General features: G+C 66.6%; 23 protein-coding genes. 6 read left to right on the plus strand and 17 right to left on the minus strand.

Going from position 1 to position 23749, the window contains the following annotated elements:
* Positions 1 to 32 precede the first annotated feature (32 nt).
* The 6 genes from hemW to ABIR17_RS04895 all read right to left on the minus strand — a co-directional run bounded on the left by hemW (position 33) and on the right by ABIR17_RS04895 (position 5297).
* On the minus strand, positions 33 to 1256 hold the full coding sequence (gene hemW, locus ABIR17_RS04870; RefSeq protein WP_348003234.1) for a radical SAM family heme chaperone HemW: 1224 nt from the start codon (positions 1254 to 1256) through the stop codon (positions 33 to 35).
* A 2-nt stretch (positions 1257 to 1258) separates the two neighbouring features.
* Positions 1259 to 1921 carry a DUF1990 domain-containing protein gene (locus ABIR17_RS04875; RefSeq protein WP_348003235.1) on the minus strand — a complete coding sequence of 221 codons (663 nt, stop codon included), beginning with the start codon at positions 1919 to 1921 and terminating at the stop codon, positions 1259 to 1261.
* Positions 1922 to 1954: 33 nt separating this feature from the next.
* Positions 1955 to 2632: a GNAT family N-acetyltransferase gene (locus ABIR17_RS04880; RefSeq protein ID WP_348003236.1), complete on the minus strand. Its 678-nt coding sequence runs from the start codon at positions 2630 to 2632 to the stop codon at positions 1955 to 1957.
* 10 nt (positions 2633 to 2642) lie between these two features.
* On the minus strand, positions 2643 to 3008 hold the full coding sequence (locus tag ABIR17_RS04885; RefSeq protein ID WP_348003237.1) for an NINE protein: 366 nt from the start codon (positions 3006 to 3008) through the stop codon (positions 2643 to 2645).
* A gap of 13 nt (positions 3009 to 3021) precedes the next feature.
* Positions 3022 to 4872 (minus strand): translation elongation factor 4, encoded by a 1851-nt coding sequence (gene lepA / locus ABIR17_RS04890; RefSeq protein ID WP_348003238.1) that lies wholly within the window; start codon positions 4870 to 4872, stop codon positions 3022 to 3024.
* A 107-nt stretch (positions 4873 to 4979) separates the two neighbouring features.
* Positions 4980 to 5297 carry a hypothetical protein gene (locus ABIR17_RS04895; protein WP_348003239.1) on the minus strand — a complete coding sequence of 106 codons (318 nt, stop codon included), beginning with the start codon at positions 5295 to 5297 and terminating at the stop codon, positions 4980 to 4982.
* Positions 5298 to 5533: 236 nt separating this feature from the next.
* On the opposite strand from ABIR17_RS04895, the gene rpsT reads away from it, so the two are divergent.
* Positions 5534 to 5803 carry a 30S ribosomal protein S20 gene (rpsT, locus tag ABIR17_RS04900; protein ID WP_348003240.1) on the plus strand — a complete coding sequence of 90 codons (270 nt, stop codon included), beginning with the start codon at positions 5534 to 5536 and terminating at the stop codon, positions 5801 to 5803.
* 202 nt (positions 5804 to 6005) lie between these two features.
* Here the strand turns inward: rpsT and ABIR17_RS04905 are convergent, their stop codons facing one another.
* The 7 genes from ABIR17_RS04905 to pabB form a co-directional block, all read right to left on the minus strand.
* The gene (locus ABIR17_RS04905; RefSeq protein ID WP_348003241.1) at positions 6006 to 7328 is read right to left on the minus strand and encodes an NtaA/DmoA family FMN-dependent monooxygenase; all 1323 of its coding nucleotides are present in this window, start codon (positions 7326 to 7328) and stop codon (positions 6006 to 6008) included.
* 50 nt (positions 7329 to 7378) lie between these two features.
* Positions 7379 to 8419, minus strand: a complete 1041-nt coding sequence (holA, locus tag ABIR17_RS04910) for a DNA polymerase III subunit delta (protein ID WP_348003242.1) — start codon at positions 8417 to 8419, stop codon at positions 7379 to 7381.
* A gap of 10 nt (positions 8420 to 8429) precedes the next feature.
* On the minus strand, positions 8430 to 10682 hold the full coding sequence (locus tag ABIR17_RS04915) for a ComEC/Rec2 family competence protein (protein WP_348003243.1): 2253 nt from the start codon (positions 10680 to 10682) through the stop codon (positions 8430 to 8432).
* Positions 10679 to 11269 carry a ComEA family DNA-binding protein gene (locus ABIR17_RS04920; protein WP_348003244.1) on the minus strand — a complete coding sequence of 197 codons (591 nt, stop codon included), beginning with the start codon at positions 11267 to 11269 and terminating at the stop codon, positions 10679 to 10681. Before ABIR17_RS04920 ends, ABIR17_RS04915 begins: the two co-directional genes overlap by 4 nt.
* A 90-nt stretch (positions 11270 to 11359) precedes the next feature.
* Positions 11360 to 12211, minus strand: coding sequence for an aminoglycoside phosphotransferase family protein (locus ABIR17_RS04925; RefSeq protein WP_348003245.1), 852 nt, complete (start codon positions 12209 to 12211; stop codon positions 11360 to 11362).
* Between the two features lie 4 nt (positions 12212 to 12215).
* Positions 12216 to 14714, minus strand: coding sequence for a leucine--tRNA ligase (gene leuS / locus ABIR17_RS04930; protein ID WP_348003278.1), 2499 nt, complete (start codon positions 14712 to 14714; stop codon positions 12216 to 12218).
* A 173-nt stretch (positions 14715 to 14887) separates the two neighbouring features.
* Entirely contained in the window at positions 14888 to 16231 is a 1344-nt protein-coding gene (gene pabB / locus ABIR17_RS04935) for an aminodeoxychorismate synthase component I (RefSeq protein WP_348003246.1), read from the minus strand.
* A gap of 11 nt (positions 16232 to 16242) precedes the next feature.
* Between pabB and ABIR17_RS04940 the strand changes: the two genes are divergently transcribed.
* Positions 16243 to 17040, plus strand: coding sequence for an aminotransferase class IV (locus tag ABIR17_RS04940; RefSeq protein ID WP_348003247.1), 798 nt, complete (start codon positions 16243 to 16245; stop codon positions 17038 to 17040).
* Complete coding sequence (locus ABIR17_RS04945) at positions 17037 to 17717, plus strand: DedA family protein (RefSeq protein WP_348003248.1); 681 nt, start codon at positions 17037 to 17039, stop codon at positions 17715 to 17717. Before ABIR17_RS04940 ends, ABIR17_RS04945 begins: the two co-directional genes overlap by 4 nt.
* Before the next feature lie 10 nt (positions 17718 to 17727).
* Here the strand turns inward: ABIR17_RS04945 and ABIR17_RS04950 are convergent, their stop codons facing one another.
* Complete coding sequence (locus ABIR17_RS04950) at positions 17728 to 18300, minus strand: TetR/AcrR family transcriptional regulator (RefSeq protein WP_348003249.1); 573 nt, start codon at positions 18298 to 18300, stop codon at positions 17728 to 17730.
* A 200-nt stretch (positions 18301 to 18500) separates the two neighbouring features.
* Here ABIR17_RS04950 and ABIR17_RS04955 point away from each other — a divergent pair, with 200 nt between their 5' ends.
* Both ABIR17_RS04955 and ABIR17_RS04960 read left to right on the plus strand, forming a co-directional pair.
* Positions 18501 to 19541 carry a phosphatase domain-containing protein gene (locus ABIR17_RS04955; RefSeq protein WP_348003250.1) on the plus strand — a complete coding sequence of 347 codons (1041 nt, stop codon included), beginning with the start codon at positions 18501 to 18503 and terminating at the stop codon, positions 19539 to 19541.
* Positions 19542 to 19780: 239 nt separating this feature from the next.
* The gene (locus tag ABIR17_RS04960) at positions 19781 to 20104 is read left to right on the plus strand and encodes a hypothetical protein (RefSeq protein ID WP_348003251.1); all 324 of its coding nucleotides are present in this window, start codon (positions 19781 to 19783) and stop codon (positions 20102 to 20104) included.
* Positions 20105 to 20138: 34 nt separating this feature from the next.
* Here ABIR17_RS04960 and ABIR17_RS04965 read toward each other — a convergent pair whose 3' ends face one another.
* Positions 20139 to 21320, minus strand: coding sequence for a glycoside hydrolase family 3 N-terminal domain-containing protein (locus ABIR17_RS04965; protein WP_348003252.1), 1182 nt, complete (start codon positions 21318 to 21320; stop codon positions 20139 to 20141).
* A gap of 76 nt (positions 21321 to 21396) precedes the next feature.
* Here ABIR17_RS04965 and ABIR17_RS04970 point away from each other — a divergent pair, with 76 nt between their 5' ends.
* Positions 21397 to 22230, plus strand: a complete 834-nt coding sequence (locus ABIR17_RS04970; RefSeq protein WP_348003253.1) for a UbiA family prenyltransferase — start codon at positions 21397 to 21399, stop codon at positions 22228 to 22230.
* Between the two features lie 6 nt (positions 22231 to 22236).
* On the opposite strand, the gene ABIR17_RS04975 is transcribed toward ABIR17_RS04970, so the two are convergent.
* On the minus strand, positions 22237 to 22905 hold the full coding sequence (locus ABIR17_RS04975) for an alpha/beta hydrolase (RefSeq protein WP_348003254.1): 669 nt from the start codon (positions 22903 to 22905) through the stop codon (positions 22237 to 22239).
* 10 nt (positions 22906 to 22915) lie between these two features.
* A complete protein-coding gene (locus ABIR17_RS04980) occupies positions 22916 to 23746 on the minus strand; it encodes an alpha/beta hydrolase (RefSeq protein WP_348003255.1) in 831 nt (276 codons plus the stop codon).
* Between the last annotated feature and the right edge of the window lie 3 nt (positions 23747 to 23749).

The raw sequence follows: 23749 nt of genomic DNA on the forward strand, positions 1-23749 counted from the left end.
TTTCGTCGGAGCGGGTCAGCCGTCGGAGCGGGTTAGCCCAGGAGACGTCGCACCACGGCGTCGGCGAGCAGCCTGCCCTTGCGTGTGAGCACGACCCGTCCGTGGATGGCGGGGCCGCCCTCAACCAGACCCTCCGCGATCAACCCGGCCACCGCCCGCCGGCCGGGCGCTTCGAGTTCTGCCGTCGGCAACCCGTCGGAGATCCGCGACCGAAGCAGCACCGACTCGACCCGACGGGTTTGCGCATCCAGGGTTTCTCGCCCCGCGGCCGGTGACTCGCCGGCTTCGAGCCGCGCCGCGTAGGCCGCGGGGTGTTTGACGTTCCACCAGCGCACGCCGCCGACATGACTGTGGGCGCCGGGTCCGATCCCCCACCAGTCTTGTCCGGTCCAGTAGGCGAGGTTGTGCCGGCTTCGGGTGGCGGTCGAGGTCGCCCAGTTGCTGACCTCGTACCAGTCGTAGCCGGCAGCGGCGAGGGTCTCGTCGGCGAGGTCGTACATGTCGGCCTGGAGGTCGTCGTCGGGCTGGGCGACCTCACCGATCTTGATCTGGCGGGCGAGCTTGGTTCCGTCTTCGACGATCAGCGCATACGCGCTGAGGTGGTCGGGAGCCTGCGCCAACGCCAGGTCGAGGGATGCCGTCCAGTCGTCGAGCGACTCCCCCGGCGTGCCGTAGATCAGGTCGAGGCTGACCTGGAGGCCGGCATCCCGTGCCCATTTCACGACCAGCGGGATGCGTGCCGGATCGTGCGTGCGCTCGAGGGTCGCGAGGACGTGCGGCACGGCCGACTGCATCCCGAAGCTGACCCGAGTGAACCCGGCCGCCTTGAGTTGCTTCAGGGACGCGGCGTCGACCGAGTCGGGGTTCGCCTCGGTCGTGACCTCGGCGCCCTCGGCGAGACCCCAGGTCGTCGTCACGGAGTCGAGCATCGCGCCCAGGTCCGAAGCGGGGAGGAGGGTCGGCGTGCCACCGCCGAAGAACACGGTCTGCGCACTCCTGGTGGGCAAACCCGCGGCTTCGAGCACGCGGGCCGCGAGGGCGACCTCGGAGATGGCTTGGGCGGCGTAATCCGACTGCTTGACGCCCCGGATCTCGGCAGATGTGTAGGTGTTGAAGTCGCAGTACCCGCAGCGCACCCGGCAGAACGGCACGTGCAGGTAGACGCCGAAGTCGCGCCCCTCGACGCCGTCCGTCATCGACGTCGGCAGCAGGCCGTCGGCAGGAGCCGGGTCGGCGATCGGGAGAGTCGAGGGCACGGCTACGCCAACGGCTTGGTGAGAGCGTGCTCGTACCGGGAGGTGAACACCGCTTGGAACAGCCGCAGAATCGGGTAGCCGATCCACAGCCAGGCGTACGCCGGCCGCGAGAAAGCTCTAATCGTCAGCCACACCGAGTCGTCATCGCGACGCTCGACGACGAACGCCTCTTCGCCGGACTCCGGATGCCCGGGCAGGGTGCCGTAGCCGAACCCGCGACGAGTGGGCTCGTCGATCACGTAGACGATGCGCACCGGAATACGCAGGCTCAGAATTTTCCAGCCAAGCAGCAGAATCGCGGTGTCGCCGGGTCGCACCAACTCAGCCCCGGTATCGGCGTACACCTGCTCGGCCGACGTCACTGTCGCAGGTTGCACCGGTTCGCCCGTTGCCTCGTCGAACGTCACCGGCGAGTAGCTGTTCTCGAGCACGGCGGCCGGGGCTTCGATGCGCTTGACCCGAAAACCCGAGCGGCTCTGGATGCCCAGGCTCAGCGTCTCAACCCAGGCGTGGCGCCAGCGATCCTCACCATGCCCGATCCGCACCCGCCGTTCGATCGGGCGGTAACCCTTCGGCGGGTAACGCAGGAGGTCGTCGTTCTGAGTCGCGCCGATGGCCCCGTAGGTGACGGCGCGCTGCCAGAGCGGCACTCCTGATCCGGCCATCCGTCTATTCTCACCGACAGCCGACCTCGCGCCTTACCTTCTGGGCACCACGACCCCCACGAATTCGATCTCCCGACGGATCACGAACCCCATCCGCTCGTACAGGCGGATCGCTCCGGTGTTCGTTCCTGCCACGTGCAAGATCGGCGTCTCGCCCCGCGCGACGATGCCGGCCGCGACGGTCCTGACCGCGCGTTCGGCGAGACCTCGGCCCCGAAACCCTTCGTCGGTACACACCGCGCTGATCTCGGTATAGCCCGGTGGATGAAGTCGCTCCCCTGCCATCGCGACGAGCTTTCCGTCGACCCGGAGACCGACATACCGGCCGATCTCGGGAGTGCGTTTCTCGAACGGCCCCGGCTTGGTGCGGGTCGCGAGGTCGAGCATCTCCGCATGATCGGCCGGTCCGAGCTCACGTGCGTCGGGATCAGGATGCCCCACCCAGTCGCGCGCAATCATCTGGTACCCGACGACCTGGAACGGGACACGGATGCCATCCGCCACCGGCAACGGGGATCCGGCGAGAACCCCGGCGCGGCCCGCGAGCAACGTGCGGAGGTCATCCCATGCTTCGACACCATCACCCTCGGTGCCGGCGAAAGGGGAGATCTCGGGGTCGTAGACGGCAGCGGTTCCGTGCCGGGTGCCGAGGTGGGCGTGGAGACCCGTCAGCGAGTGCCAGACGGGACGGTCGAGAACACTTTCGTTCACGATGGCCGTCTCACTCCCAGCGCGTGACAGCGTACCCGTCGCCGTCGTGGGCCTGGCCAGAGATGATGATGATCCAGTCGATGAGCGGCCAGAGGCCAGCGGTTGCCCACCCGAGGAGCAGTTTCGCGACGCCCATGCCGATGTTGCCGAGGTAGAACCGGTCAACTCCGAGGCCGCCCAGGAAGAAGCCCAGGATCGACGCGACAGTGCGACTCTTCGGCGACACGTCGGCAGGCCGCGCCATCCCGACATACGGTGCAGGCATCGTCGAGTGCTGTCGGGGCTGCGAGTGGGTGTACTGGTTTCCATCCCACCAGTGCTCCATGCCGGGATTGCTCGGGTCTGGGTACCAGCCGGGCGAGGCGGACATGCTCATCCCGCCACGCTAGCTACTTCTTGTCCTTTTTCTCGACGTCTCCGGAGAGCGCGGCGATGAAGGCTTCCTGGGGGACTTCGACGCGCCCGACCATCTTCATCCGCTTCTTGCCCTCCTTCTGCTTCTCGAGCAGCTTGCGTTTGCGGGTGATGTCGCCGCCGTAACACTTGGCGAGCACGTCCTTACGCATCGCGCGGATCGACTCGCGCGCGATGATGCGGGCACCGATCGCCGCCTGGATCGGCACCTCGAACTGCTGCCGCGGGATCAACTCGCGCAGCCGTCCGGTCATCAGAACCCCGTATGCGTACGCCTTGTCTTTGTGCACGATCGCGCTGAAGGCATCCACTTGTTCGCCTTGAAGCAGGATGTCGACCTTCACCAGATCCGCTTCCTGGTCGCCGGCAGGCTCGTAGTCGAGCGACGCGTAACCCTGGGTGCGGCTCTTCAGTTGGTCAAAGAAATCGAACACGATCTCGCCGAGCGGCATCGTGTAGTGCAACTCGACGCGGTCGGTGCCGATGTAGTCCATGCCGCCGAGGGTGCCGCGGCGCTGCTGGCACAGTTCCATGATCGTGCCGACGTAATCCTTGGGCGCAAGAATGGATGCCTTCACGATCGGCTCGCGCACGTTCGCGATCTTGCCGTCGGGATACTCGCTCGGGTTCGTGACAGTGACCGTCTTCTTGTCTTCGGTCGTCACCTGGTAGATCACCGACGGGGCCGTCGTGATGAGGTCGAGGCCGAACTCGCGCTCGAGTCGCTCGGTGATGATCTCGAGATGCAGCAGACCGAGGAATCCGCAGCGGAAACCGAACCCGAGAGCAACGGATGTCTCCGGCTCGTAGTTGAGCGACGCATCCGACAGTTTCAGCTTGTCGAGGGCTTCGCGCAGGTCGGGGTAGTCGCTGCCGTCGATGGGGTAGATGCCCGAGAAGACCATCGCGAGAGGTTCGGTGTAACCGGGCAGCGCCTGAGTCGCGGGCTTCATCGCGGTCGTAACCGTGTCGCCGACCTTCGACTGCCGAACGTCTTTCACGCCGGTGATGATGTAGCCGACCTCGCCGACGCCGAGACCCTTGCTCGGAGTCGGCTCGGGGCTCGAGACGCCGATCTCGAGAATCTCGTGGATCGCCCGCGTCGACATCATTTGGATGCGCTCCCGCGGCTTGAGCGCTCCATCGATCATGCGCACATAGGTCACGACTCCGCGGTAGGAGTCGTAGACCGAGTCGAAGATCGCCGCCCTGACCGCGCCGTTCGGATCGCCCTTCGGCGCCGGAACCCGTTCGACGACTCGGTCGAGCAGCGCCTCGACGCCCATGCCGGTCTTGCCGCTGACGCGCATGACCTCGTTCGGGTGGCCGCCGATGAGTCCCGCGATCTCGGCGGCGTACTTTTCGGGGTCGGCGGCCGGCAGGTCGATCTTGTTGAGCACCGGGATGATCTCAAGGTCGTTGTCGAGCGCGAGGTAGAGGTTCGCGAGGGTCTGCGCCTCGATCCCCTGCGCGGCATCGACGAGCAGGATTGCGCCCTCGCAGGCGGCGAGGCTTCGGGAGACCTCGTACGTGAAGTCGACGTGGCCGGGGGTGTCGATCATGTTGAGGGCGTAGGTCGTCCCCTCGACCGCCCACGGCATCCGCACCGCCTGGCTCTTGATCGTGATGCCGCGCTCGCGCTCGATGTCCATCCGGTCGAGGTACTGCGCGCGCATGTCACGGTCACTGACGATGCCGGTGATGCCCAGCATCCGGTCGGCCAGAGTCGACTTGCCGTGGTCGATGTGGGCGATGATGCAGAAGTTGCGCAGGCGCGCGGGGTCGGTTGCGGCCGGATCGAGGGGCTTCGCGGCGCGGGGAGACATGACGCCCCATTGTTTCATGCGCGCTGTGGCTCCAGCGGCGCGGCTCCATCTGACGAGACCGATGCGTCAGCTGGAACTTGGAACGCGCTGATTCAGAAGCCGCCGAGTCAGAAGCCGCTGATGGCCCAAGCGCCCAAGGCGAATGGCGCGAACAGAACGATGCCCAGAACCGCGAACAGCATCCAGCCGAACAACGAGAAGAGGCCGACGACGATCGCCCAGTTGGCGGTGGTGACGGCGGACGGCTCCTTGGTGCGGCCGAGGAATCCGAGAACGATACCGGCGATCGCGAGGGGCGCCATGCCGACCGGGATCGACACGATCGACAACACCAGACCGACCACGCTGTAGGTGTTGCCCGCAGTCGCGGCAGTCGGCGTGGCGGTTGTTGGGGTCGCGGTGGTGGGGGTGTCAGTGATGGTCATATCTCGAGATTAAGAAGGTCGCGGTGAGGTCGACATGGGGCAAACCCCCCGATCGGCACTCGGGACCGCCTCCTGCGTTGCCCGACCGCCCGGATTCCGGTAACGTAGCCCCTTGGTTTCCGCGTGGACTTTCCTTCCACGCGATTCATCCGGAAGCACCCCTTGCGTTGATCAAAGCTTTGGTCAACGCAGTCACTCCGGATCGGCACCCTTCGAGATCACAACGAAAGACAGTCATGGCCAATATCAAGTCGCAGATCAAGCGCATCGGCACCAACAAGAAGGCTCAGGACCGCAACAAGGCGGTCAAGAGCGAACTCAAGACCGCCATCCGCGCCGCCCGTGAGGCCGTCGTCTCCGGCGACAAGACGAAGGCCACCTTGGCCCTCGGCGTCGCGACCAAGAAGCTCGACAAGGCCGTCAGCAAGGGTGTCATTCACGAGAACAACGCCGCCAACCGCAAGTCGGCAATCGCGAAGAGCGTCGCCGCACTGCCTGCGAAGTAGCCACTGCTTCTCCCTCGAAGGCCTCGTCCCTGCAGGACGAGGCCTTCTTCGTTCCGCCCCTGAACTCACAAGATTCAGGCCAGACCGAGTTTTCCGACACGCCTTCGGGCACAAGCGCTGATCCGCCCTGAATCTTGTGCGCGCCAGCGACCGGCTCGCGCCAATTTGTTGGCTCGACTACGCGCCAGCCAATCTCCGGGACCTAGTCGGTCTCGCTGCTGGGCAGACCGTAGTTTGCTCGGAAGCTCTTGTACTCGTACTCGGTTCGGTACCGACCGCGGTTCTGAAGCTCGGTAATGACATCCTTGAATCTCGCAACGCCATCCGGCTGAACGTCGATATTGATGTTGAACCCGTCGGCGACGTCGGTGTCCACCCACTCGATGATCTTGTCGGCGATTTGTTCCGGCGTGCCGAAGATGGCCCGCTGCCCGCGATTGAGGTTGTGGTGAACCAACTCTTTGACAGTGAAGCCGTTCGCCTTCGCCACGCCCCCGATGTCTTCACGTCGGTAGTTGATGACCTCGTCATCTGAGGGGATTGTTTCGAACAGCTCGAAGGGAAGCGGCTTGTTGGGATCGAGCTCTTCGACCGGCAGGCCCAGTTGCTTGGCGAGATTGTTCACCAAGAAGTTGAGGGGCATCAGTTCGTCGAACTCGGCCTTCCGCTTGCGCGCGGCCGCCTCGCTTTCACTGACGACCGCATACAGACCCGGGAGCACGACGAGGTGGTCGGGGTTCCGGCCGAACTTTGCCGCATGCGCCTTGGCCTCGGCGTAGAACTTTCGGTCGTGCTCGACATCCGGCTGCGAGGTGAACAGCACGTCGGCGTATTTCGCGCCGAACTCGCGGCTCTGCGGCGACACGCCGGCCTGAAAGAGCACCGGGCGATCGCCTTCGTATCGGCCCGTGAGCTGCAGGACCCCGCTCGAGCGGTAGTGCTTGCCTTCGAAATTGACCGGTCGCGTCAGCGTGGTGTCGATATAGACGTCATTGTCCTTATCCGAGGTGATCGCTTCCTTCGGAAGCGAATCCCACAGCGCGGTAACAATTTCGACGAATTCCGCTGCTCTTTCATATCTGGTGGGGCGATCAAGCTTCTCGCTCAACGGCACACCCACGGCCTCCAGCGCCTGATCGTCTTGACTGGTCACAATGTTCCAGCCGGCTCGACCCTTGCTGATGTGGTTGAGAGTGGCGATGGTTCGGGCCACCACGTATGGGTGACCAATCAGGGACGACGCCGTGGAAATCAGGCCGAGATGCTCAGTCTCGCGGGCGATCGCCGCAAGAAGCACAACGGGATCCAGCCCACGCCGGGGCTTGCGAAGAAAGCTGCTTCCGAGTACCGCGTGGGTATCGGGCAGGAAAATCGCGTCGAACTTTGTTTCTTCGGCGAGTTTGGCGTACGCAATCTGGTGGTCGATATCATCGACCAGGGTGGTGGCGTCTTCGAATGATTTCCAACCGGCATCATGTCTGCCCGACGTGTGGAAAATGAGATTCAAGCGAATCTGTTTTGCCATTCACTAGCCCGTTCTCAGCGCAATCGCAGTCATCACAAGCGTACCTACGTTCAGCGTCGCGATCGGTCGCTGAGCTGCGCGACGACGACTTCGAGCGCGTAGACCGGGTCCCGGCCGCCGCCCTTCACCTGCGTATCGGCTTCGGCCAGCAGTTCGATCGCTCGACCCAGACCCGCATCCGTCCAGCCCTGAAGATCCCGCTTCGCGCGGTCGACCTGCCAGGGGGCGAGACCGAACCTCTGAGCGAGATCGTTGGATGAGCCACGTTGACCGGAAAGTTTGGCCATCGTGCGAATCTTGCTCGCGAAGGCGGCAACGATCGGCACCGGGTCCGCACCGGAGGCGAGTGCGTGGCGCAGCAGGCCGAGCGCCTCGCCGTAGTGTCCGGCGATGGCGGCATCCGCTACGGCGAAGGCCGTCGTCTCCACCCGTCCGCCGTAGTACTTCGCGACAGTCTCTTCCGTGATCTCGTCGCTTGTCGCGCCCGTCGTATCGGAGAGCAACTGCTGACAGGCTGCAGCGAGTTCGGCCAGGTCGCCGGAAAATGCCGTGACCAGTGCCCGCAGAGCGCCGCCCGTGATGCGTCGACGTGCGGCCGCGAACTCGGCCGCCACGAAATCCTGCTTGTCGCTGTCACGTTTGAGTTCGGCGCAGACGATCTCAATGCCGCCGCCGGTTCCCGCGCGGATCGCATCGAGCAACTTCTTGCCGCGCACCCCGCTGGTGTGGCGGATGACGAGGTACGTTTCGTCGGCCGGACTCTGGATGTAGGCGAGAGTCTCCTCGAGGAAGGCATCCGTCATCTTCTCGGCGCCTTCGACCCGCAGAAACCGGGGTTCGCCGAACAGGCTCGGGCTGGCGAGAGTCAACAACTCCCCCGGCGAGTAGGCACCGGCGTCGATGTCGTGCACTTCGAGGCTGGGATCTTCAGCCCGCAAAATGTCGCGCAGCAGCCGGATGGTGCGGTCGCCGAGCACCGTCTCGGAACCCGTCACGAGCACGACAGGCGCTGGGCGTACCTGGTCCCACGGCAGTTGCGGAATCGCGGATCGGGCGGGAAGCGCTCGACCGCGGGAGGAGTTTGTCGCCATCGCTGCAACCCTAACGCGCTGTCCAGACGTCGATCCCATCGGTCCCCGGTGCCACGAGGATCAGTCCGTTGAGGTCGGTGCGCAGCACCGTTGTGCCGGTCGACGCCAGGATGCCGAGAGCCCGATCCGTCGGATGGCCGTAGTCGTTGTCCGCACCGACTCCGATCAGTCCGATCGTCGCCTGTAACCGTTCGTAGAGTGCCGGGGACTGGTCAGCCGAGCCGTGATGGGCAACTTTCACGACATCCACCTGTGCGGGGTGTGCCGAACCGGTCATGCGTAACTGGGCCTCCTCGCCCAGGTCGCCGAGCATGATCGCGCTCAAGCATCCCGACGTGCACGACCACCAGAGGGTCACGCTTGACGGGTTGCCGGGCTCGGTGCCGTGATCGGGCGGCCACAGCACGTCCCAGGTGAGGTCGCCCAGGGTGCCCTGGTCGCCGCGTTCGGCACGCACCACCTCGGCACCGGCCGCCGCAAACCGTTCGACCAGGCGCTCCTCATCCGGTTCGCTGACGACTCCCACGAGCACGCGATCGGTGCGACCAATGACCGCATCCGCTCCCCCGACGTGGTCAAGGTCGAAGTGGGTGAGCACCACGAGGTCGAGTCTGCCGATCCCGAGGTCGTCGAGGCAGGCACGAAGGGGCGCAGGATCTGGACCGACGTCGACCGCCGCGATGTGATCGCCACTGCGCACCAGGGTCGCGTCGCCCTGCCCGACGTCGCACATCGCGTACTGCCAGTTGGACGGCCGACCGACACGTGAAACGACGGTGGCCCCGATCGAACTCGCGAGGTAGGCAACGACGGCGAGCGCGCAGACCAACCGTGCCGCACGGCGGGAACGGCGCGCGCCGAACAGCGCCACCAGCGCCGCGACTTCGACCAGACACAGCAGCGCGATGCCGACGCCCCCGCCGGGCCACGGGCTCCGCGCGCCGGGGAGTCCGGCGAACAGGGTGGCGACCGCCGCGATCCAGGATGCGGGCAGCCAGCCCAGCCACGCGATCGCCGAACCGAGCGGCGGCGAGAGCGCCCCGACCAGACACGCGACCAGACCCAGCACTGTCGCGAGCGGCGCGGCGGGTTCAGCCAACAGATTGGCCGGGATGCCGTAGATCGGCAGCGACGGATCGAGCAGCAACAAAACCGGCTGGCAGGCGAGCTGCGCGGCGCTGGGAACGGCGATCACCGTGGCGAGCCATCCCGGCAGCACTCGGCCGAGCACCTTCGCCAGCGGACCCGCGAGCATGAGGAGCCCGGCCGTCGCCAGCGCGGAGAGTGCGAACCCGTACGACCGGGCCAGCCACGGGTCGGTGATCAGCAACCCGAGCACGGCGACGCAGAGCACGGGCATCCCGAGTGCAGGTCTGCCCGCGGCGAGCGCGCCGAGGGCGAGGGCCGCCATCACCGCCGCCCGCAGAACGCTCGGCTCGGGGGTGACGAGCACCACGAACCCGAGGAGAGCCGCTGCGGCGACGGCGATCCGCACGATTCGCGGTGCTCGCGTGCGCGCCATGAGGGCAAACACCGCCCCCACGACGATCGCGCAGTTCGCTCCCGACACCGCGGTCAGGTGGCTCAGTGACGACACCTTCATCGCCGTGTCGAGCGACTCAGGAACCCGCGAGGTCTCCCCGATTGCGAGACCCGGCAACAGGCCACCACCGGGGTCGGGTAACTGGCGCGAGATCTCAACGAACCCCGTGCGGATGCCGTCAGCCCACGCCAGCAGCGGCGGCGGCCCGGCGACCACCTCGATCGCGTCCTTCGGGTACACCAGGAATGCGACGTTCTCACCAGCGTCCGCGGGCCTGAGGGTTGCGCGCAGCGACACGGTTGACCCGATGGCGGGGCCCGCACCGCGGGCGTCGCCGAACACGAGCACCGGCACCGACGTGTCAGCGATCACCCCGGCAAACCGACCCTCGACAGTTCTGCCGCCCACGACCACGAGCAGTTCACTCGATCGCCCACCGTGCGCGGCCGCAGCGAGGTCGGATGGCGCCCTCGCGGGAGCAGCGAACGCCACCGCCGCGAGCACGAGCGCGGCACCCCCGACGCACAGCGCGGGAAGGATGAGAATGCGCACCCGACGCGCCGCGATGGAAAGCCCCGCCGCGACCAGCGCAGCGATGACGGCGGACGGGAGGGCGGCATCCGGAATCCCGATCGCGATGCCCGCAGCGAGCCACGCCAGGAGGGCGACCGGCAGCAGCCTCAACCTCGCGGGAAGGGCCGGGATGGTGGCGATGGTCACACCGTCACCAGATCCCGAAGCGACTCGAACTTCGACTGGCCGATTCCGCCGACGTCGAGCAGATCTTCGACGCTCGAGAACCTGCCGTTCTGTTGCCGCCAGGCGATGATCTTCGCTGCCGTCGCCGGCCCGACGCCCGGCAGCGTGTCGAGAGCTGCGGCATCCGCGGTGTTGAGATTCACCTTGCCCGGAACGCTCGCCGAGCCCGCGGCCGGGACTTCCCCCACCGCAGGAACCACGATCTGCTCCCCGTCACTCACCAGGCGGGCGAGGTTGAGACCTCCAGGGTCAGCCGTCTGCGTGAACCCGCCCGCGGCAGCGACAGCATCCACCGCCCGGTCGCCGTCGTGCAGTTCGTACAGCCCCGGCCGCATCACCTGCCCGAGGATGTGCACGTAAATCACATCGGCGACCGTCGGCACCTCGGTCGCACGCGTCGATGGGGCGATCACCTGCGACGAACCGTGCGGGGTGATCGCGGTGACGAAGACCGCGATTCCCAACCCGCCCAGCACGAGGACGAGTGCGACTCCCGCCCACCGTCTCGCGCGGGCGCGGCGCGGGTCGGGGCCGGGAGTCGCACTCACCCGCTGACGCTAAGCATCCCGTCCAGCATCGGGGATGGCGAGCGCCCAACGTCGGGATGACGACACGGAATGAGCGCGGTGGAGGACTGCTCAGTCGGCGAGTAGCTCACGCAGAGTCGCGGTGGCGAACGAATCGTTGAAGTCGACTTCGAGCTTCCAGAGCACCTGCCAGATGGCCCAGCCCCGGCCACGGTCGATCGTGTCGACGTCGAGATCGACTTCGTCGAGAAACGCGGCGCGAGCCCGACCGCGCAAGAGCGTCCAGGCGATCACGACATCGCAGGCGGGGTCGCCGACGCCGAGAAGTCCGAAGTCGATGAGTGCCGCGAGCCGCCCCTCGCGCACGAGTAGGTTGCCGCTTGCGACATCGCCGTGGAACCACACTGCTGGCCGCTGCCAGGTGGTCGAGAGGGCGCGTTCCCACACTGCTGTCGCAGCCGGGGGGATCTTGTCGCCCAGAGCTGCGAGCGCGCGCCGACTCTGCTCGTCGTAGTGCTGAAGCGGTGCGCCCCGGTACCAACTGGTAGCGCCGGCCTGTGGCCCGCCCGTGGCATCCACCGCCCGGAGAGCACGCAGTGTTGCAGCCAGGTCACAGGCAAACGGAACTGATTCGGCGACTCCCGCATCGGTTGCGACCCCGCCGTCGATCCACTCGCGAATCGACCACGGCGAGGGAAATCCTGAACCCGGCGCTCCCGTCGCGACGACGACCGGGATCTGCATGGGGAGATGAGGCGCGATCCGAGGCAACCAGGTGGCCTCTTTGGCGACCTGGGACTCGTAGTCGGGGTGGGAAGGCAGCCGCACAGCCAGGTCGTCGCCGAGCCGAAAGGTGCGGTTGTCGACTCCGCCGGGCAGCACCGGCCGAACCGCGAGCGACGCCCACGCGGGGAACTGACTGGCGAGCAGCCGTTGCACCAGCGAGACGTCAATCTCGGCCATTGACCTACTTCGTCGCGATGTTGACAACCCGAGGAGCGCGCACGATGACGTTCACGATCTCCCGGTCGCCGATCGAGCGGATGACTGCTTCGGATGCGCGGGCCAACGCTTCGAGCTCGTCCGAGTCGATCGTGGGCGAGACTTCGAGCCGGTCGCGTACCTTGCCATCGACCTGGATGACCGCGGTCACCTGATCTTCGACGAGCAACGTCGGGTCGGGCTTGCGCAGTCCGGCAGTTTCGATGCCCGGCGGGTAGCCGAGACGTTCCCACATGTCGGCCGCGGTGTACGGCGCGAACAGTGACAGCAACACCGCAACCAGTTCCGTCGCTTCGCGCACCGCGGCATCCGCCGGTCCCGCTCCGGAGTCGATGACCTTGCGGATGGCATTCACCAGTTCCATCACGCGCGCGACGACAACGTTGAACTTGAGCGCCTCGATCATTCCGGGTGCGTCGGCGAGCAGCCGGTGGGTGACCCGGCGCAGGGCTACGTCGCCGGTCTTCCACTCGACCTCGGGCGCCGAGGTGACGTCACCCGAGAGGCGCCAGGCACGCGCCAAGAACTTGGCGGATCCTGCGGGCGAGACGTCGGCCCAGTCGATGTCGTCTTCGGGGGGCCCGGCGAACGCCATCGTGAGGCGCACGGCATCCGACCCATGTTCATCCAGCTGGTCCGACAGTTTCACCAAGTTGCCGCGTGACTTCGACATCGCAGAGCCGTTCATCTGCACCATGCCCTGCGTCAGCAGTTGGCCGAACGGCTCGGTGAACGAGATGAGTCCTTCGTCGAACAGGAACTTCGTGATGAACCGGGAGTAGAGCAGGTGCAGCACCGCGTGAGTGATGCCGCCGACGTAGTGGTCGACCGGTGCCCACTTCTCGGCCTCGGCCGGGTCGAAAGCCTGGGTGGCGTCGTTCGCCGACAGGTACCGCAGGAAATACCAGGACGAGTCGACGAAGGTGTCCATCGTGTCGGGGTCGCGATGGGCGACCCGACCGTCGGGCAGGGTGACATCGCGCCAGGCGGTGGCCCCGCCGAGCGGGGAGGTGCCCTTCGGTTGCATGTCGAGGCCTTCGGTACCCGGCAGTTCGATGGGCAACTGGTCGAACGGCACCGGGATCTCGTCGCCGTCGTCGGTGTGCAGGATCGGGATGGGCGTTCCCCAGTAGCGCTGGCGTGAGATCAGCCAGTCGCGCAGGCGGAAGGTCTTCGCGGCGCGACCGATCCCCTGGGCCTGCAGCAGTTCGATCATCTTGGCTTGCCCGTTCGCCTTACTCAGGCCGTCGAGCGAGCCGGAATTGATCATCCTGCCGTCGCCGAGCAGCGGAACGCCCGTCGCCTTCGGGTCGAGCGGGGGCACCTCGCCGGCCTCAAGCTGCTCCGGCGTGATGATCGGGATGGCGCCCGTGATCGGAGCGTTCGTGTCGATGACGACGCGCACCGGCAGGTCGAAGGTGATCGCGAAATCCAGGTCGCGCTGATCGTGCGCCGGAACGGCCATGATCGCACCGGTGCCGTAGTCAGCCAACACGTAGTCGGCCACCCAGATCGGCAGCCGTTCGCCGTTGACCGGGTTGATCGCAAACCGGTCGATGAAGACGCCGGTCTTCGGGCGGGAGTCATCCTGACGGTCGATCTCGGAGGTGCGCTGCACCGTCTCGAGGTAGTCGGCGAAGTTCTTTTGCACCTCGGGGGTCGAGGCGGCGACCAGCTCAGCGGCCAGGTCAGAGTCGGGGGCAACGACCATAAAAGTCGCGCCGTACAGAGTGTCGGGACGGGTCGTGAAAACCGTCACCGCCGCATCTCGACCGTCGACCCTGAAGTCGACCTCGGCGCCCGTCGAGCGACCGATCCAGTTGCGCTGCATCGCGATGACGCGCGACGGCCAGAAGCCCTCGAGCTGCTTCAGGTCATCGATCAGCCGGTCGGCGTAGTCGGTGATCTTGAAGTACCACTGGGTCAACTTCTTCTTGGTGACCAGGTTGTCGCAGCGCTCGCAGCGGCCGTCGACGACCTGCTCGTTCGCGAGCACGGTTTGGTCGTGCGGGCACCAGTTCACCCACGACGCCTTGCGGTAGGCGAGTCCCTTTTCGTACAACTTCAGGAACAACCACTGGTTCCACTTGTAGTACTCGGGGTCGCTGGTGTGCAGCACCCGATCCCAGTCGAAGGATGCCGCCAGGCGACGCATCGAAGATCGCTGCTGCGCGATGTTGTCGTAGGTCCAGACGCGGGGGTCGATACCCCGCTTGATCGCCGCATTCTCGGCCGGAAGACCGAAGGAGTCCCAGCCGATCGGGTGCAGAACGTTGAACCCCTGCTGACGCCAGTAGCGCGCAATCACGTCGCCCAGCGTGTACGCCTCGGCGTGACCCATGTGCAGGTCGCCCGACGGGTACGGAAACATGTCGAGGATGTACTTGCGCGGCCGGTTATCAGCAGGGTCAGAGGTCGAGAAGGGCTTCAGTTCATCCCAGCGCGCGAGCCATTTTTCTTGGATGCGGGCGACGTTGTACGCGTTGACGCCGAGCTCGTCGGCGCTGTCGTCACGGGTGTGGTCGTTCACGGAAAATCAGCCTCTTCTGTGGTGCGCGGACCCGGAGGGGCCCCATCCAGAGTAGTCAACGCGTTCGGGGCGCTGGGCGTTCCCGCGATCTGCCGCAGACGTAACGCTCAGACGGAACGGATGCCGAGGGCCGCCAGCGGGGCCCGCGCCTTCAGCCGCATCTCCGCATACTCCTCGTCGGGATCGGAGAGGGTGGTGATACCGCCGCCGGCACCGACCGAGGCGCCCGTGGCATCCAGAATGATCGATCTGATGACCATCGCGAGGTCGGCCTGGCCGTCGTAGCCGAAGAAGCCAAACGTGCCGGCGTAGATGCCGCGAGGGCCGCCTTCGAGGGAGTCGAGGATCTGCGTGGCCCGAATCTTCGGCGCCCCCGTCATCGACCCGGCCGGGAAGCACGCGCCGAGGGCGTCGACGGCGGTGAGTCCGGGCCTCAATCGGCCTTCCACCTCGCTCACCAGTTGGTGCACCGCGGGATAGGACTCGACCGCCAGCAGGCTCGTCACGGTGACCGACCCGGTTTCGCAGACCCGCGACAGGTCGTTGCGCATCAGGTCGACGATCATCACGTTCTCGGCACGTTCCTTCTCGCTCTCCCACAGCTCGTTGGCGAGTTCTTCGTCGGCCACTTGGTCGCTGGCCCGTGGCCGCGTGCCTTTGATCGGGCGGGTGCGCACGATGTTCTGCTGGTCGACTTCGAGAAACCGTTCCGGCGACGCTGACAACAGCGACGTGTCGCCGACCCGAAGGAAGCCGCCGTGGTGCGTCGTTGAGGATGCCCGCAGCGCGAGGTAGACGGCGATCTCGTCGAACGTGCCGGCGACCTCCGCCTGCGTGGTGAGGCAGATTTGGTAGGTCTCACCCTCGCGGATCGCCTCGAGGCAGGCCCGCACGTTCGCGACGTACTCCTCCTCGCCGACCCGCCACCGCACCTCGGCCGACGTGGAGGGCCGGGGTGGGGCGGGCGGAGGAGAGGCCAGCCGCGCGACCCAGTCGTCCCGCCAGACAGCCAGGTCGCCCGTCCACTCTTCGCCGAGCGCAATCAGGTCGGCAGTGCCTGCCTCGACGTCGATCGCCAGTGCCCGCTCGACGCGCAGGAACGCGGCCTCGGGATGCCGAGCGTGAGCTGTGACGGCAACTCCGGTGGTCTCCCCCCGTACCTCGTAGCCGATCCAGCCAACGAGTCCCAGGCGGAACCCGTCGAACTCCGGATAGGAGCGGTACAGCTCGATGGGCTCCCGCTCGAGCTCGGTACGAAGAGTGTCGAGCACGGCGCCACGGGGCGGGAGGATGCGAACCCCGGTACCGAGCACATGAACTCCGTGCGCCCCGCTGTCGAGCCAGAACAGGTCGCCATCATCGACGGCAAGGGCACGGAAGGCGGCCTCGGGATCGAGCGTGCCAGGGAGAGGGTGGCGCAGCAGCCGGCGACGCTGTGCCTTATCCCGCATAGCCTGATCCTATGAGCGCCGCCGCTGCCATCTTCCGCTGGGACGGGCACCTGCTCGAACCGCGCGACGACTGTGACGTGCTGCCCGCGACGATTGAGGCGGCCGACTCGTGGCTGGTGAGCGACGGCACGGTTCTCGCGCTCGACCTGCACCGCACGCGGTTCATGACCTCGATCCCGCGGAGCAGCTTCCTCGGGCTCGCAGCTGGCGAGTTCTGGGATGACGCGATCGCGGCGATTCCGCGTGACGGGGACTGGTTTCCCCGCGTCGAATTGCGCACCCAGTTGTCGCGGCTCCACCTGCTCTTCCGGCTGCGGGAGGCGCCGCCACGGTCGCGGTCGATCGTGCTGGCGACGCATCGCGGCCGTGACCCACGCACCGCTCCGCGTCTCAAGGGACCCGATCTCGAGGCGATGACGCGCCTGCGAACTAAAGCCCAGCACGAGGGCGCCGACGAGGGCGTCATCCTCACTACGGAGGGGTTCGTCGCGGAGGGTTCGACGACCTGTCTCGCCTGGTGGCGCGGCGATGCCCTGGCGATTCCGGCGACCGAGATCGACCGAATCGACAGCGTCACCCTGCGCAGCGTTCTGGCGCTCGCAACAGCCACGGGCGTCGACATCCTGTACGAGTCCACTCGGCTCGAAGACCTCGACGGCTGCGAAGTGTGGGCGGTGAATGCGCTGCACGGCATCCGAATCGTGACCTCCTGGATCGACGGTCCCGATGTCGCCGAGCAACCGGGTCGGCTCGACACCTGGCGACGACGACTGGATGCCCTGCGCCGCCCCCTCCCGGAGGAGAAATGAACGACATCCTGCTGTGGATTCTTGACCTGGTTAACAGCGTCGATCCCGTCACGCGTACGTTGCTGGCCGGACTCGGAATCTTCTGTGAAACGTCGCTGCTGATCGGGCTCGTGGTGCCCGGCGACACGATCGTGTTGGTGGCGGCAACCGCGGTCGACTCGCCTGCGGAGTACATCGGACTGCTCGTTGCCGTCATTGTCGGGGCGCTGTGCGGCGAGAGCCTCGGCTTTCTGCTCGGTCGCTGGTTCGGACCGAAAATCCGCACCTCCCGGGTGGGGGGCTGGGTTGGCGAACGCAACTGGCAGCGGGCGGCGAACTACGTCGACCGTCGAGGCGGGTTCGCGGTGTTTGTGTCGCGGTTCCTGCCGATTCTGCATTCCCTCGTGCCCGTCACCGTCGGGATGAGCAATATGGGGTATCGCCGATTCCTCGCCTGGACAGCGCCGGCCAGCGCCATTTGGGCCACCGCGTACGTCACTTTTGGATCAGTCGCCGCGGTCTCGTACCGTGACCTCGCGGGCACTCTGCACTTCGCCGGCTACATCTTCGTCGGCGTCATCGTGCTGTTCGTGGTGGGCGTGCTGATCGGTAAGAAGGCGCTTGAGCGCTCGGAGGCCCGACACTGGGACCGCCCCGGCGACGGCGACGCGACGACAACCGAGGATCCGCAGGACTGAGCCCGCAGCACTAGCGGGTCGGCGTACCCCCGTGCGGCGTACCCCAGTGCGGCGCGAGAAGGGCCTCGGCGGCACGACGCCCAGCGTCGAGGAACGCAGGGTCACCCTGCGGGTCGCGAGCGAAGGCGCGTGCGGCGAGAGCGTCCAAGGTGACGACGGCCGACTCGAAGGCCGAGCGCGCCTCAGCGGACGCATCGAGAGCGAAGCGTTTGACCAGCACGTCGAAGATCTGGTCCGAGAACGTTTGCCGTGCCAGAGCGCCGACGGCGGGTCGCAGATCGAGCACGTCGCCGTAACGAAGCGAGGCAAACCCGGGCTCGGTGCGGAACGCCGCGAAGAAGTGACCGAATCCGGCGTGCAGCGCAGCCGTCCATTCGGTGTGACTGCTGTGCGAGATCTCGGCGAGCACGAGGCCGCTGGTGCGGTCAGCGTTGCGCGCGGCGAGACTCAGCAGAACCGCGATGCGGTCGGGAAAGTACCGGTAGACCGTGCCGATCGATGCACGTGCGCGATCGGCCACCATGGCCGTCGTGAGCCGCTCGTAGCCAATCTCGTTGGTGACCTGGGCGGCGGCGTCGAGCAAGGCGGTGAGGCGCGCGGCACTGCGCGCTTGAACCGGCTCGTTTCGGATAACCCCGGTCCCCTCGACCCGCGGCGTATCTAGGTGCGTAGCTAGCAATTGAGATCTCCTTGAACTGATCCGATCGGATTCTACCGCGCGACCCGTTCAGGGGTAGTGGTCGCGTCTCAGGGCCGAAACGACGAGCGTGCGACACTGGGTTCATGGCGGGTCCTGCGGTGCACATCGGGGCTCGCATCGAGGATGCCGTGCACGCCGTGCGTGAACGGTGGGGTCGTCGGGCAGGGCTGATCCCGGCGATCGTCCCGTTCGTCGGCTACGGCGGTGACGGCTGGATTCGCGTGCTCGCGCGCGTCGTCTTGCGCAAGCCCGGAGTCTTGCCGAGAGACCGTTTCACGAGCGTTCGGGGCTGGCGCTCGTTCACCTCGATCACGGTTCGGGATGCCGAGGTCACGATTACGGCAGGCGACGCGACCGGTGTAGTGCACTCCGATCGTGGTGGCGTGATCGACGCCCGCTTCGCGGTATCCCTCCCGCCCGGATGGTCCAACGTGGTGCTCTCGATCGGGAGCAAGACCGGTGGCGGCGGCATGGTTGATTCGATGGGGGTTCCGGTGCCCATCTTTGTGGTTGATGAATCGACCGACTTTGGCATGGTCTCCGATGTCGATGACACCGTGATGGTCACGCTGTTGCCCCGACCATTCCTCGCCGCGTGGAACTCGTTCGTCATCAACGAGCACGCCCGCACCCCGGTTGCGGGCATGCCCGTGCTCTACGAAAGGCTCGCGGCCGCTCACCCGGGCTCGCCGGTCGTCTACCTTTCGACCGGTGCGTGGAACGTCGTCCCCACCCTCACTCGCTTTCTGAGCCGCAACCTGTACCCGCCCGGGCCTCTGCTGCTGACCGACTGGGGTCCGACAAACGAACGCTGGTTTCGTAACGGCGCCGAACACAAGCTCGCGAGTCTTGACCTACTGGCGACCGAGTTTCCCGGTATCCGGTGGTTGCTGATCGGCGACGACGGGCAAGCCGACGAAACGACCTACGGCATCTTCGCGGAGCGTCACCCCGAGAGCGTGCGGGCCGTTGCCATCCGGCAACTCACCCCTGGACAGGCGGTTCTTGCCGGGGGGCGCAGTAACGCGCGAACCCATCGACGCGGCTCCGCGCCGTGGGTTTACGCCTCGGACGGGGCTGGCCTCAACAGTCAGCTCCGCGACCTCGACCTCGACCTGCTCTAGCAGCCTGATCCGGCTGCCCCATCGGTCTCGCACCGTCCCCCGAAGGAGGGGGCGCGGTCACGGGGGATGTTCGGTAGATTCTGACAAGTCGTGTCGTCCCCCTTAAGGCGGACAACGCGGCCAACCCCGAATCAGTAGCCTTACGGCAGACTTCATCCCGTTGAATTCGGCAGCCTCCCCCGGGCTGTCACCATCCCCCAACCCCTAGCGGTTCCTATCCCCCGAGAGGAACAGCCAGCATGTTTGCTGCGCTCACCGTCGCTCCCGTCGCGACCCCCGACTCCAGCATTTTCGCCGCTGTTATCGTCGCCGCAGGCGCGACCGCTCTGGTCGCGCTCGGCATGATGTTCTTCGGCATGCGCCGCACACACAACCTCACCGGGTTGCGCGCCCTCGCGACTGTCGGCGTCGCTGTCGCTGTGATCTCGGTCGCAATCGGCGGAGTCTTCGCCGTCTCGCCCGCTCCCGCTCAGGCTTCGCCGAACGATAGTTCGCCGACTTTCACCTACTCAACGACCGACAGCCCCGACATCCAGCTGCCGACCCTCGGTCTCGACGGCTAGACCGCCGCTCCTGCTCTGCTAGCTGGCGCTCTGTCTAGCTACTGAAGCTGCGGCAGTCATCGCCACAGTGGATATAGGGACCGGTCTCACTCGACATCCCGCGCCGTAGCTCGATGAGTCGAAGTGCAGCATCGTCGATTGTCGACTCCGGGATGCTGCCGTCGCGCACCGCCGCCGCGACAGTTGAGACGACACCTCCGACATCCACCGGCCCGACGTAGAGCAGCAGCGTGTCGCCGGCGGCAATCGCCCAGGTCGCATTTTGGGCCTGGTCCGCGAACTGCGCCTCGCCCGAGTGCTCGAGCATCGTCATGTCGTCGGTGACGATGACGCCGGTGAAGCCAAGGTCGTCGCGCAGTATCTTGTTCCACACCGGTGAAAGCGTCGCCGGCATCGTGTCGACCGAGCTGTAGCGCAGGTGGCCCATCATCACGAATTCGGCGCCGGCGTCGATGCCTGCCTGAAACGGCGGCTCCTGGGTCGAGCGCCACTCGTCAATCCCCATCCCGGTCGTCGGCACGCTCACATGAGAGTCGCCCTCGACCGACCCGTGGCCCGGGAAGTGCTTGAGGGTCGAGAACACCGTGCCCTTCTCACCCTCGACCGCCGCGGCGACGCGGGGAGCAGCGGAGGCTGCGTCGACACCCATCACGCGCGGATAGATGAACGAGTGGTGGTCTCCCGTGACATCGGCGACGATCCCGAAGTTGATGGCGACGCCCGCGGACGCCACGAGCGCTGACCGGGAGCGGAACGCTTCCTCAGCGGCCGCCGGATCTTGGGACCGCAACTGGGATGCCGACGCGGCCGAGTCGCCGGGGAGCCGACGAACGATGCCGCCCTCCTGGTCGATCGAGGTCAGCACCGGCAGTCCCGGGTCTGCGCTGAGAACGGAGGTCATCGCGGCAAGTCCCGCCGCAGATCCGGGAACGTTGTCGCCCATGAAGATCACACCCGAGACGCCCGTTGCGTCGATCGCGCCGCGGATAGCGCTCGCGTCGGTTCCGGGCACGTGAATCATCAGCAGGCTGGCGATCTTCTGTTCCAAGGTCAGATGGGCAAGGCGAGCCGTCGAATACGCCGTCACCGGATCGACGGCGACCGCGGGGACTGCTGACCACGGCTTCAGCGGCCCCGAGAGCGTGACGGGGGCAGCTGCGCACCCACTCAATACGAGGCCAATCGCGATTGCGGCGATAGCGCAACGTCGAGCCATGATCGGGATGCTATCGCTCGCGCAGGATCAATGTCCCCTCTAGGGGGCCTGTTGCACGCCCGCCTACGCTGGCCTCATGCGGTCGATCGGCGCGCTGGCGCGTTCGTCCCACCCGGGACCGGTACTCATCGTCACGCTCATCGAGGTGCTCCTCGGGATCGCGGTCGGGCTCGAGCCGTGGCGCGTTCTCGTGCTGGGTCTGACCCTCGGGTTCAACCAGCTCTCGATCGGTCTTTCCAACGACTGGATCGATGCCCGCCGAGACATCGCCGCGGGCCGTACCGACAAGCCGATCGCGCGCGGCGATGTCACCCCACATCTCGTTCGTAACGTCGCTCTGGCCTGTGGCGGGTTAGCGATCGGGGTCTCGCTTGCCCTGGGGTTCCCGTTCGCCGTCGCGCACCTGATCGCGATTGCGGGCGGCTGGGCGTACAACCTGTGGCTGAAGAGCTCGGCGTTGTCGTTCGTGCCCTACCTCGTGAGTTTTGGCCTCCTGCCCCTGTTGGCGACTCTCGCGCGCCCCGTTGCGGCCGGGGCTGCCTGGTGGGCAATCGCCGCTGGCGCGCTGCTCGGGCTCGCCGCGCACATCGCCAACGTGCTCCCCGACCTCAGCGCTGACGTCGCTACCGGCGTGCGCGGGATGCCGCACCGGGTCGGCCTGCGAGTCGCGTCGGTCATCGCGGGGCTCGCGCTTGCGGCGGCCGCGCTGGCGCTCGTGGTGGGAATTGGAGTCTCGCCGATCTCCACCGCGGGTCTCGCGCTGTCTCTCGCGGCCTCTGCGGCATCCGTCGTCTTCGGTCTGCGCCGAAGCCGCGCCGCCTTCCCGCTCGTGATGCTTGCCGCTGTCATGGACGTCGTGCTGTTGGTCGTCGCGGGCAGCCGGATGGTCGCGTCGCCGTTCGGTGGCTGACCGACGTCAGCCTTCTCGCTCGACGGCTGCGACGACAGCGGCGATCGCGGCCGGATCTTCGAGCACCCGAAAGTGCCCGACGATCCTGAGCGGCACGTTGGTTGCCCCCTCGAGCGCGCTCCCTTCGGGAACGTGCGGGTCGAACGACGGGTAGATCGACGTGATGCGCGAGTTCACCCGGGTCTCGCGGACCAGTCTGCGGATCACGGGGTGCTCCGGCCGGAACGCCCGCAGCGCAGGCAGGATCATCAGGTCGGCCATTCGCGAGCCCGAAAACGGCGTCGCGACCGCCACGAGCCTGTCGATGCGCCCGTCCCGGTCGGCAAGCATCGCGGACTTCCCGATGAGCCCACCTTTGCTGTGCGCGACGAGCACCGCCCCGTGCAGATCGCGAGCGGCGAGGAAGCGCAGCACCCGCTCGGCCGAGGCGGGAATGTCGGCGGTATTGATCCCCAATTCCCGCACGACATGAATCGGGTGGCCGCGTTCGGAGAGCCGCAGTGCGATGGAGCGCAGAAACTGCCACCGCTCGTAGACGCCGGGAATCAGCACGACGGGGCGCGCATCGCCCGCCCCGAAGGATGACGGCACCGGGGCCGCAAACCCGAAACCGCGCATCCGCATCGCCCGGGGGTAATCCCGCAGCGCCTGCCCGGCGTACTCGACCCACCTCACAGCAGCCACCTCACGGCGCGTCAGCAAAGTCGGTGATGTGTTTCGCGATCATCACCGGATCGGTGTACATGATGACGTGCGGTCCGCGCACTTCGTGAAACGCTGCATCCGGGTGCGCTGCCGCGAGCGCTTCGGCCCACGGAGTTGGCGAGATCGTGTCGCGATCGCCATTGATGACCAGAGTGCGGGCACGGTCCGCGCCGACCCGGTCCTCCAACCGGTCGTTGATCATGTGCGGTAACTGACGCAGCAGATACGGCATCCCGCATCGGATGAGGTAGTCAGTGATCGCAATTCCAAACACGACGGGCGGTTCTCGCGTCGCGTCCCACAGCAGATTGCGGATGGCGAGCCACGGCGTGCGAGCACGCGGCACGAGCGTCGGCGCCATCATCACGATGCGGTCGGTGACATCCGGAAATTTCTGGGCGAGCAGCGACACGATCTGCGTGCCCATCGAATGTCCGATGATGATCGGATTGTCGAGGCCCGCCTCCCGCACGAATCCGGCCAGCACCGCGGCGTGGTCGGTGAGTGTGACGTCCCGCCGTGGGTTCGGCGCGGCCCCGTAACCCGGGAGGTCGACCAGAAAGACCCGGCCGGTCTTAGCCAACTCGGCGGCGAGCGGGCGGAAGTACCGCGAGGACACACCGAGTCCGTGTACCAGGAGGTAGGTGCGCGTCGAGGCCGCGACCAGCCCCGGGAACCGCTCGACGACGATCGTCAGATCTTCGTGCTCTTGTCGGCTTGTGAAGAACGTCGCGCCGTTCACCGCGCGGGTTCGAAAGCTCTCCTCCCCCGCGGGTCCGCGGCGACCGCGACGTCCGCGAGGTTCGGGCATGCC

The sequence above is a fragment of the Pseudolysinimonas sp. genome (assembly GCF_039912695.1).
Taxonomy (GTDB): domain Bacteria; phylum Actinomycetota; class Actinomycetes; order Actinomycetales; family Microbacteriaceae; genus Pseudolysinimonas_A.

Coding starts and splice junctions, on each gene's coding strand:
- ABIR17_RS04970 (WP_348003253.1), top strand. CDS start 21,397: ATGCGGTCGATCGGCGCGCTGGCGCGTTCGTCCCACCCGGGACCGGTA.
- ABIR17_RS04960 (WP_348003251.1), top strand. CDS start 19,781: ATGTTTGCTGCGCTCACCGTCGCTCCCGTCGCGACCCCCGACTCCAGC.
- ABIR17_RS04885 (WP_348003237.1), bottom strand. CDS start 3,008: ATGAGCATGTCCGCCTCGCCCGGCTGGTACCCAGACCCGAGCAATCCC.
- ABIR17_RS04875 (WP_348003235.1), bottom strand. CDS start 1,921: ATGGCCGGATCAGGAGTGCCGCTCTGGCAGCGCGCCGTCACCTACGGG.
- ABIR17_RS04925 (WP_348003245.1), bottom strand. CDS start 12,211: ATGGCCGAGATTGACGTCTCGCTGGTGCAACGGCTGCTCGCCAGTCAG.
- rpsT (WP_348003240.1), top strand. CDS start 5,534: ATGGCCAATATCAAGTCGCAGATCAAGCGCATCGGCACCAACAAGAAG.
- ABIR17_RS04905 (WP_348003241.1), bottom strand. CDS start 7,328: ATGGCAAAACAGATTCGCTTGAATCTCATTTTCCACACGTCGGGCAGA.
- pabB (WP_348003246.1), bottom strand. CDS start 16,231: ATGCGGGATAAGGCACAGCGTCGCCGGCTGCTGCGCCACCCTCTCCCT.
- holA (WP_348003242.1), bottom strand. CDS start 8,419: ATGGCGACAAACTCCTCCCGCGGTCGAGCGCTTCCCGCCCGATCCGCG.
- ABIR17_RS04965 (WP_348003252.1), bottom strand. CDS start 21,320: ATGGCTCGACGTTGCGCTATCGCCGCAATCGCGATTGGCCTCGTATTG.
- ABIR17_RS04955 (WP_348003250.1), top strand. CDS start 18,501: ATGGCGGGTCCTGCGGTGCACATCGGGGCTCGCATCGAGGATGCCGTG.
- ABIR17_RS04980 (WP_348003255.1), bottom strand. CDS start 23,746: ATGCCCGAACCTCGCGGACGTCGCGGTCGCCGCGGACCCGCGGGGGAG.
- ABIR17_RS04940 (WP_348003247.1), top strand. CDS start 16,243: ATGAGCGCCGCCGCTGCCATCTTCCGCTGGGACGGGCACCTGCTCGAA.
- ABIR17_RS04945 (WP_348003248.1), top strand. CDS start 17,037: ATGAACGACATCCTGCTGTGGATTCTTGACCTGGTTAACAGCGTCGAT.
- lepA (WP_348003238.1), bottom strand. CDS start 4,872: ATGTCTCCCCGCGCCGCGAAGCCCCTCGATCCGGCCGCAACCGACCCC.
- ABIR17_RS04895 (WP_348003239.1), bottom strand. CDS start 5,297: ATGACCATCACTGACACCCCCACCACCGCGACCCCAACAACCGCCACG.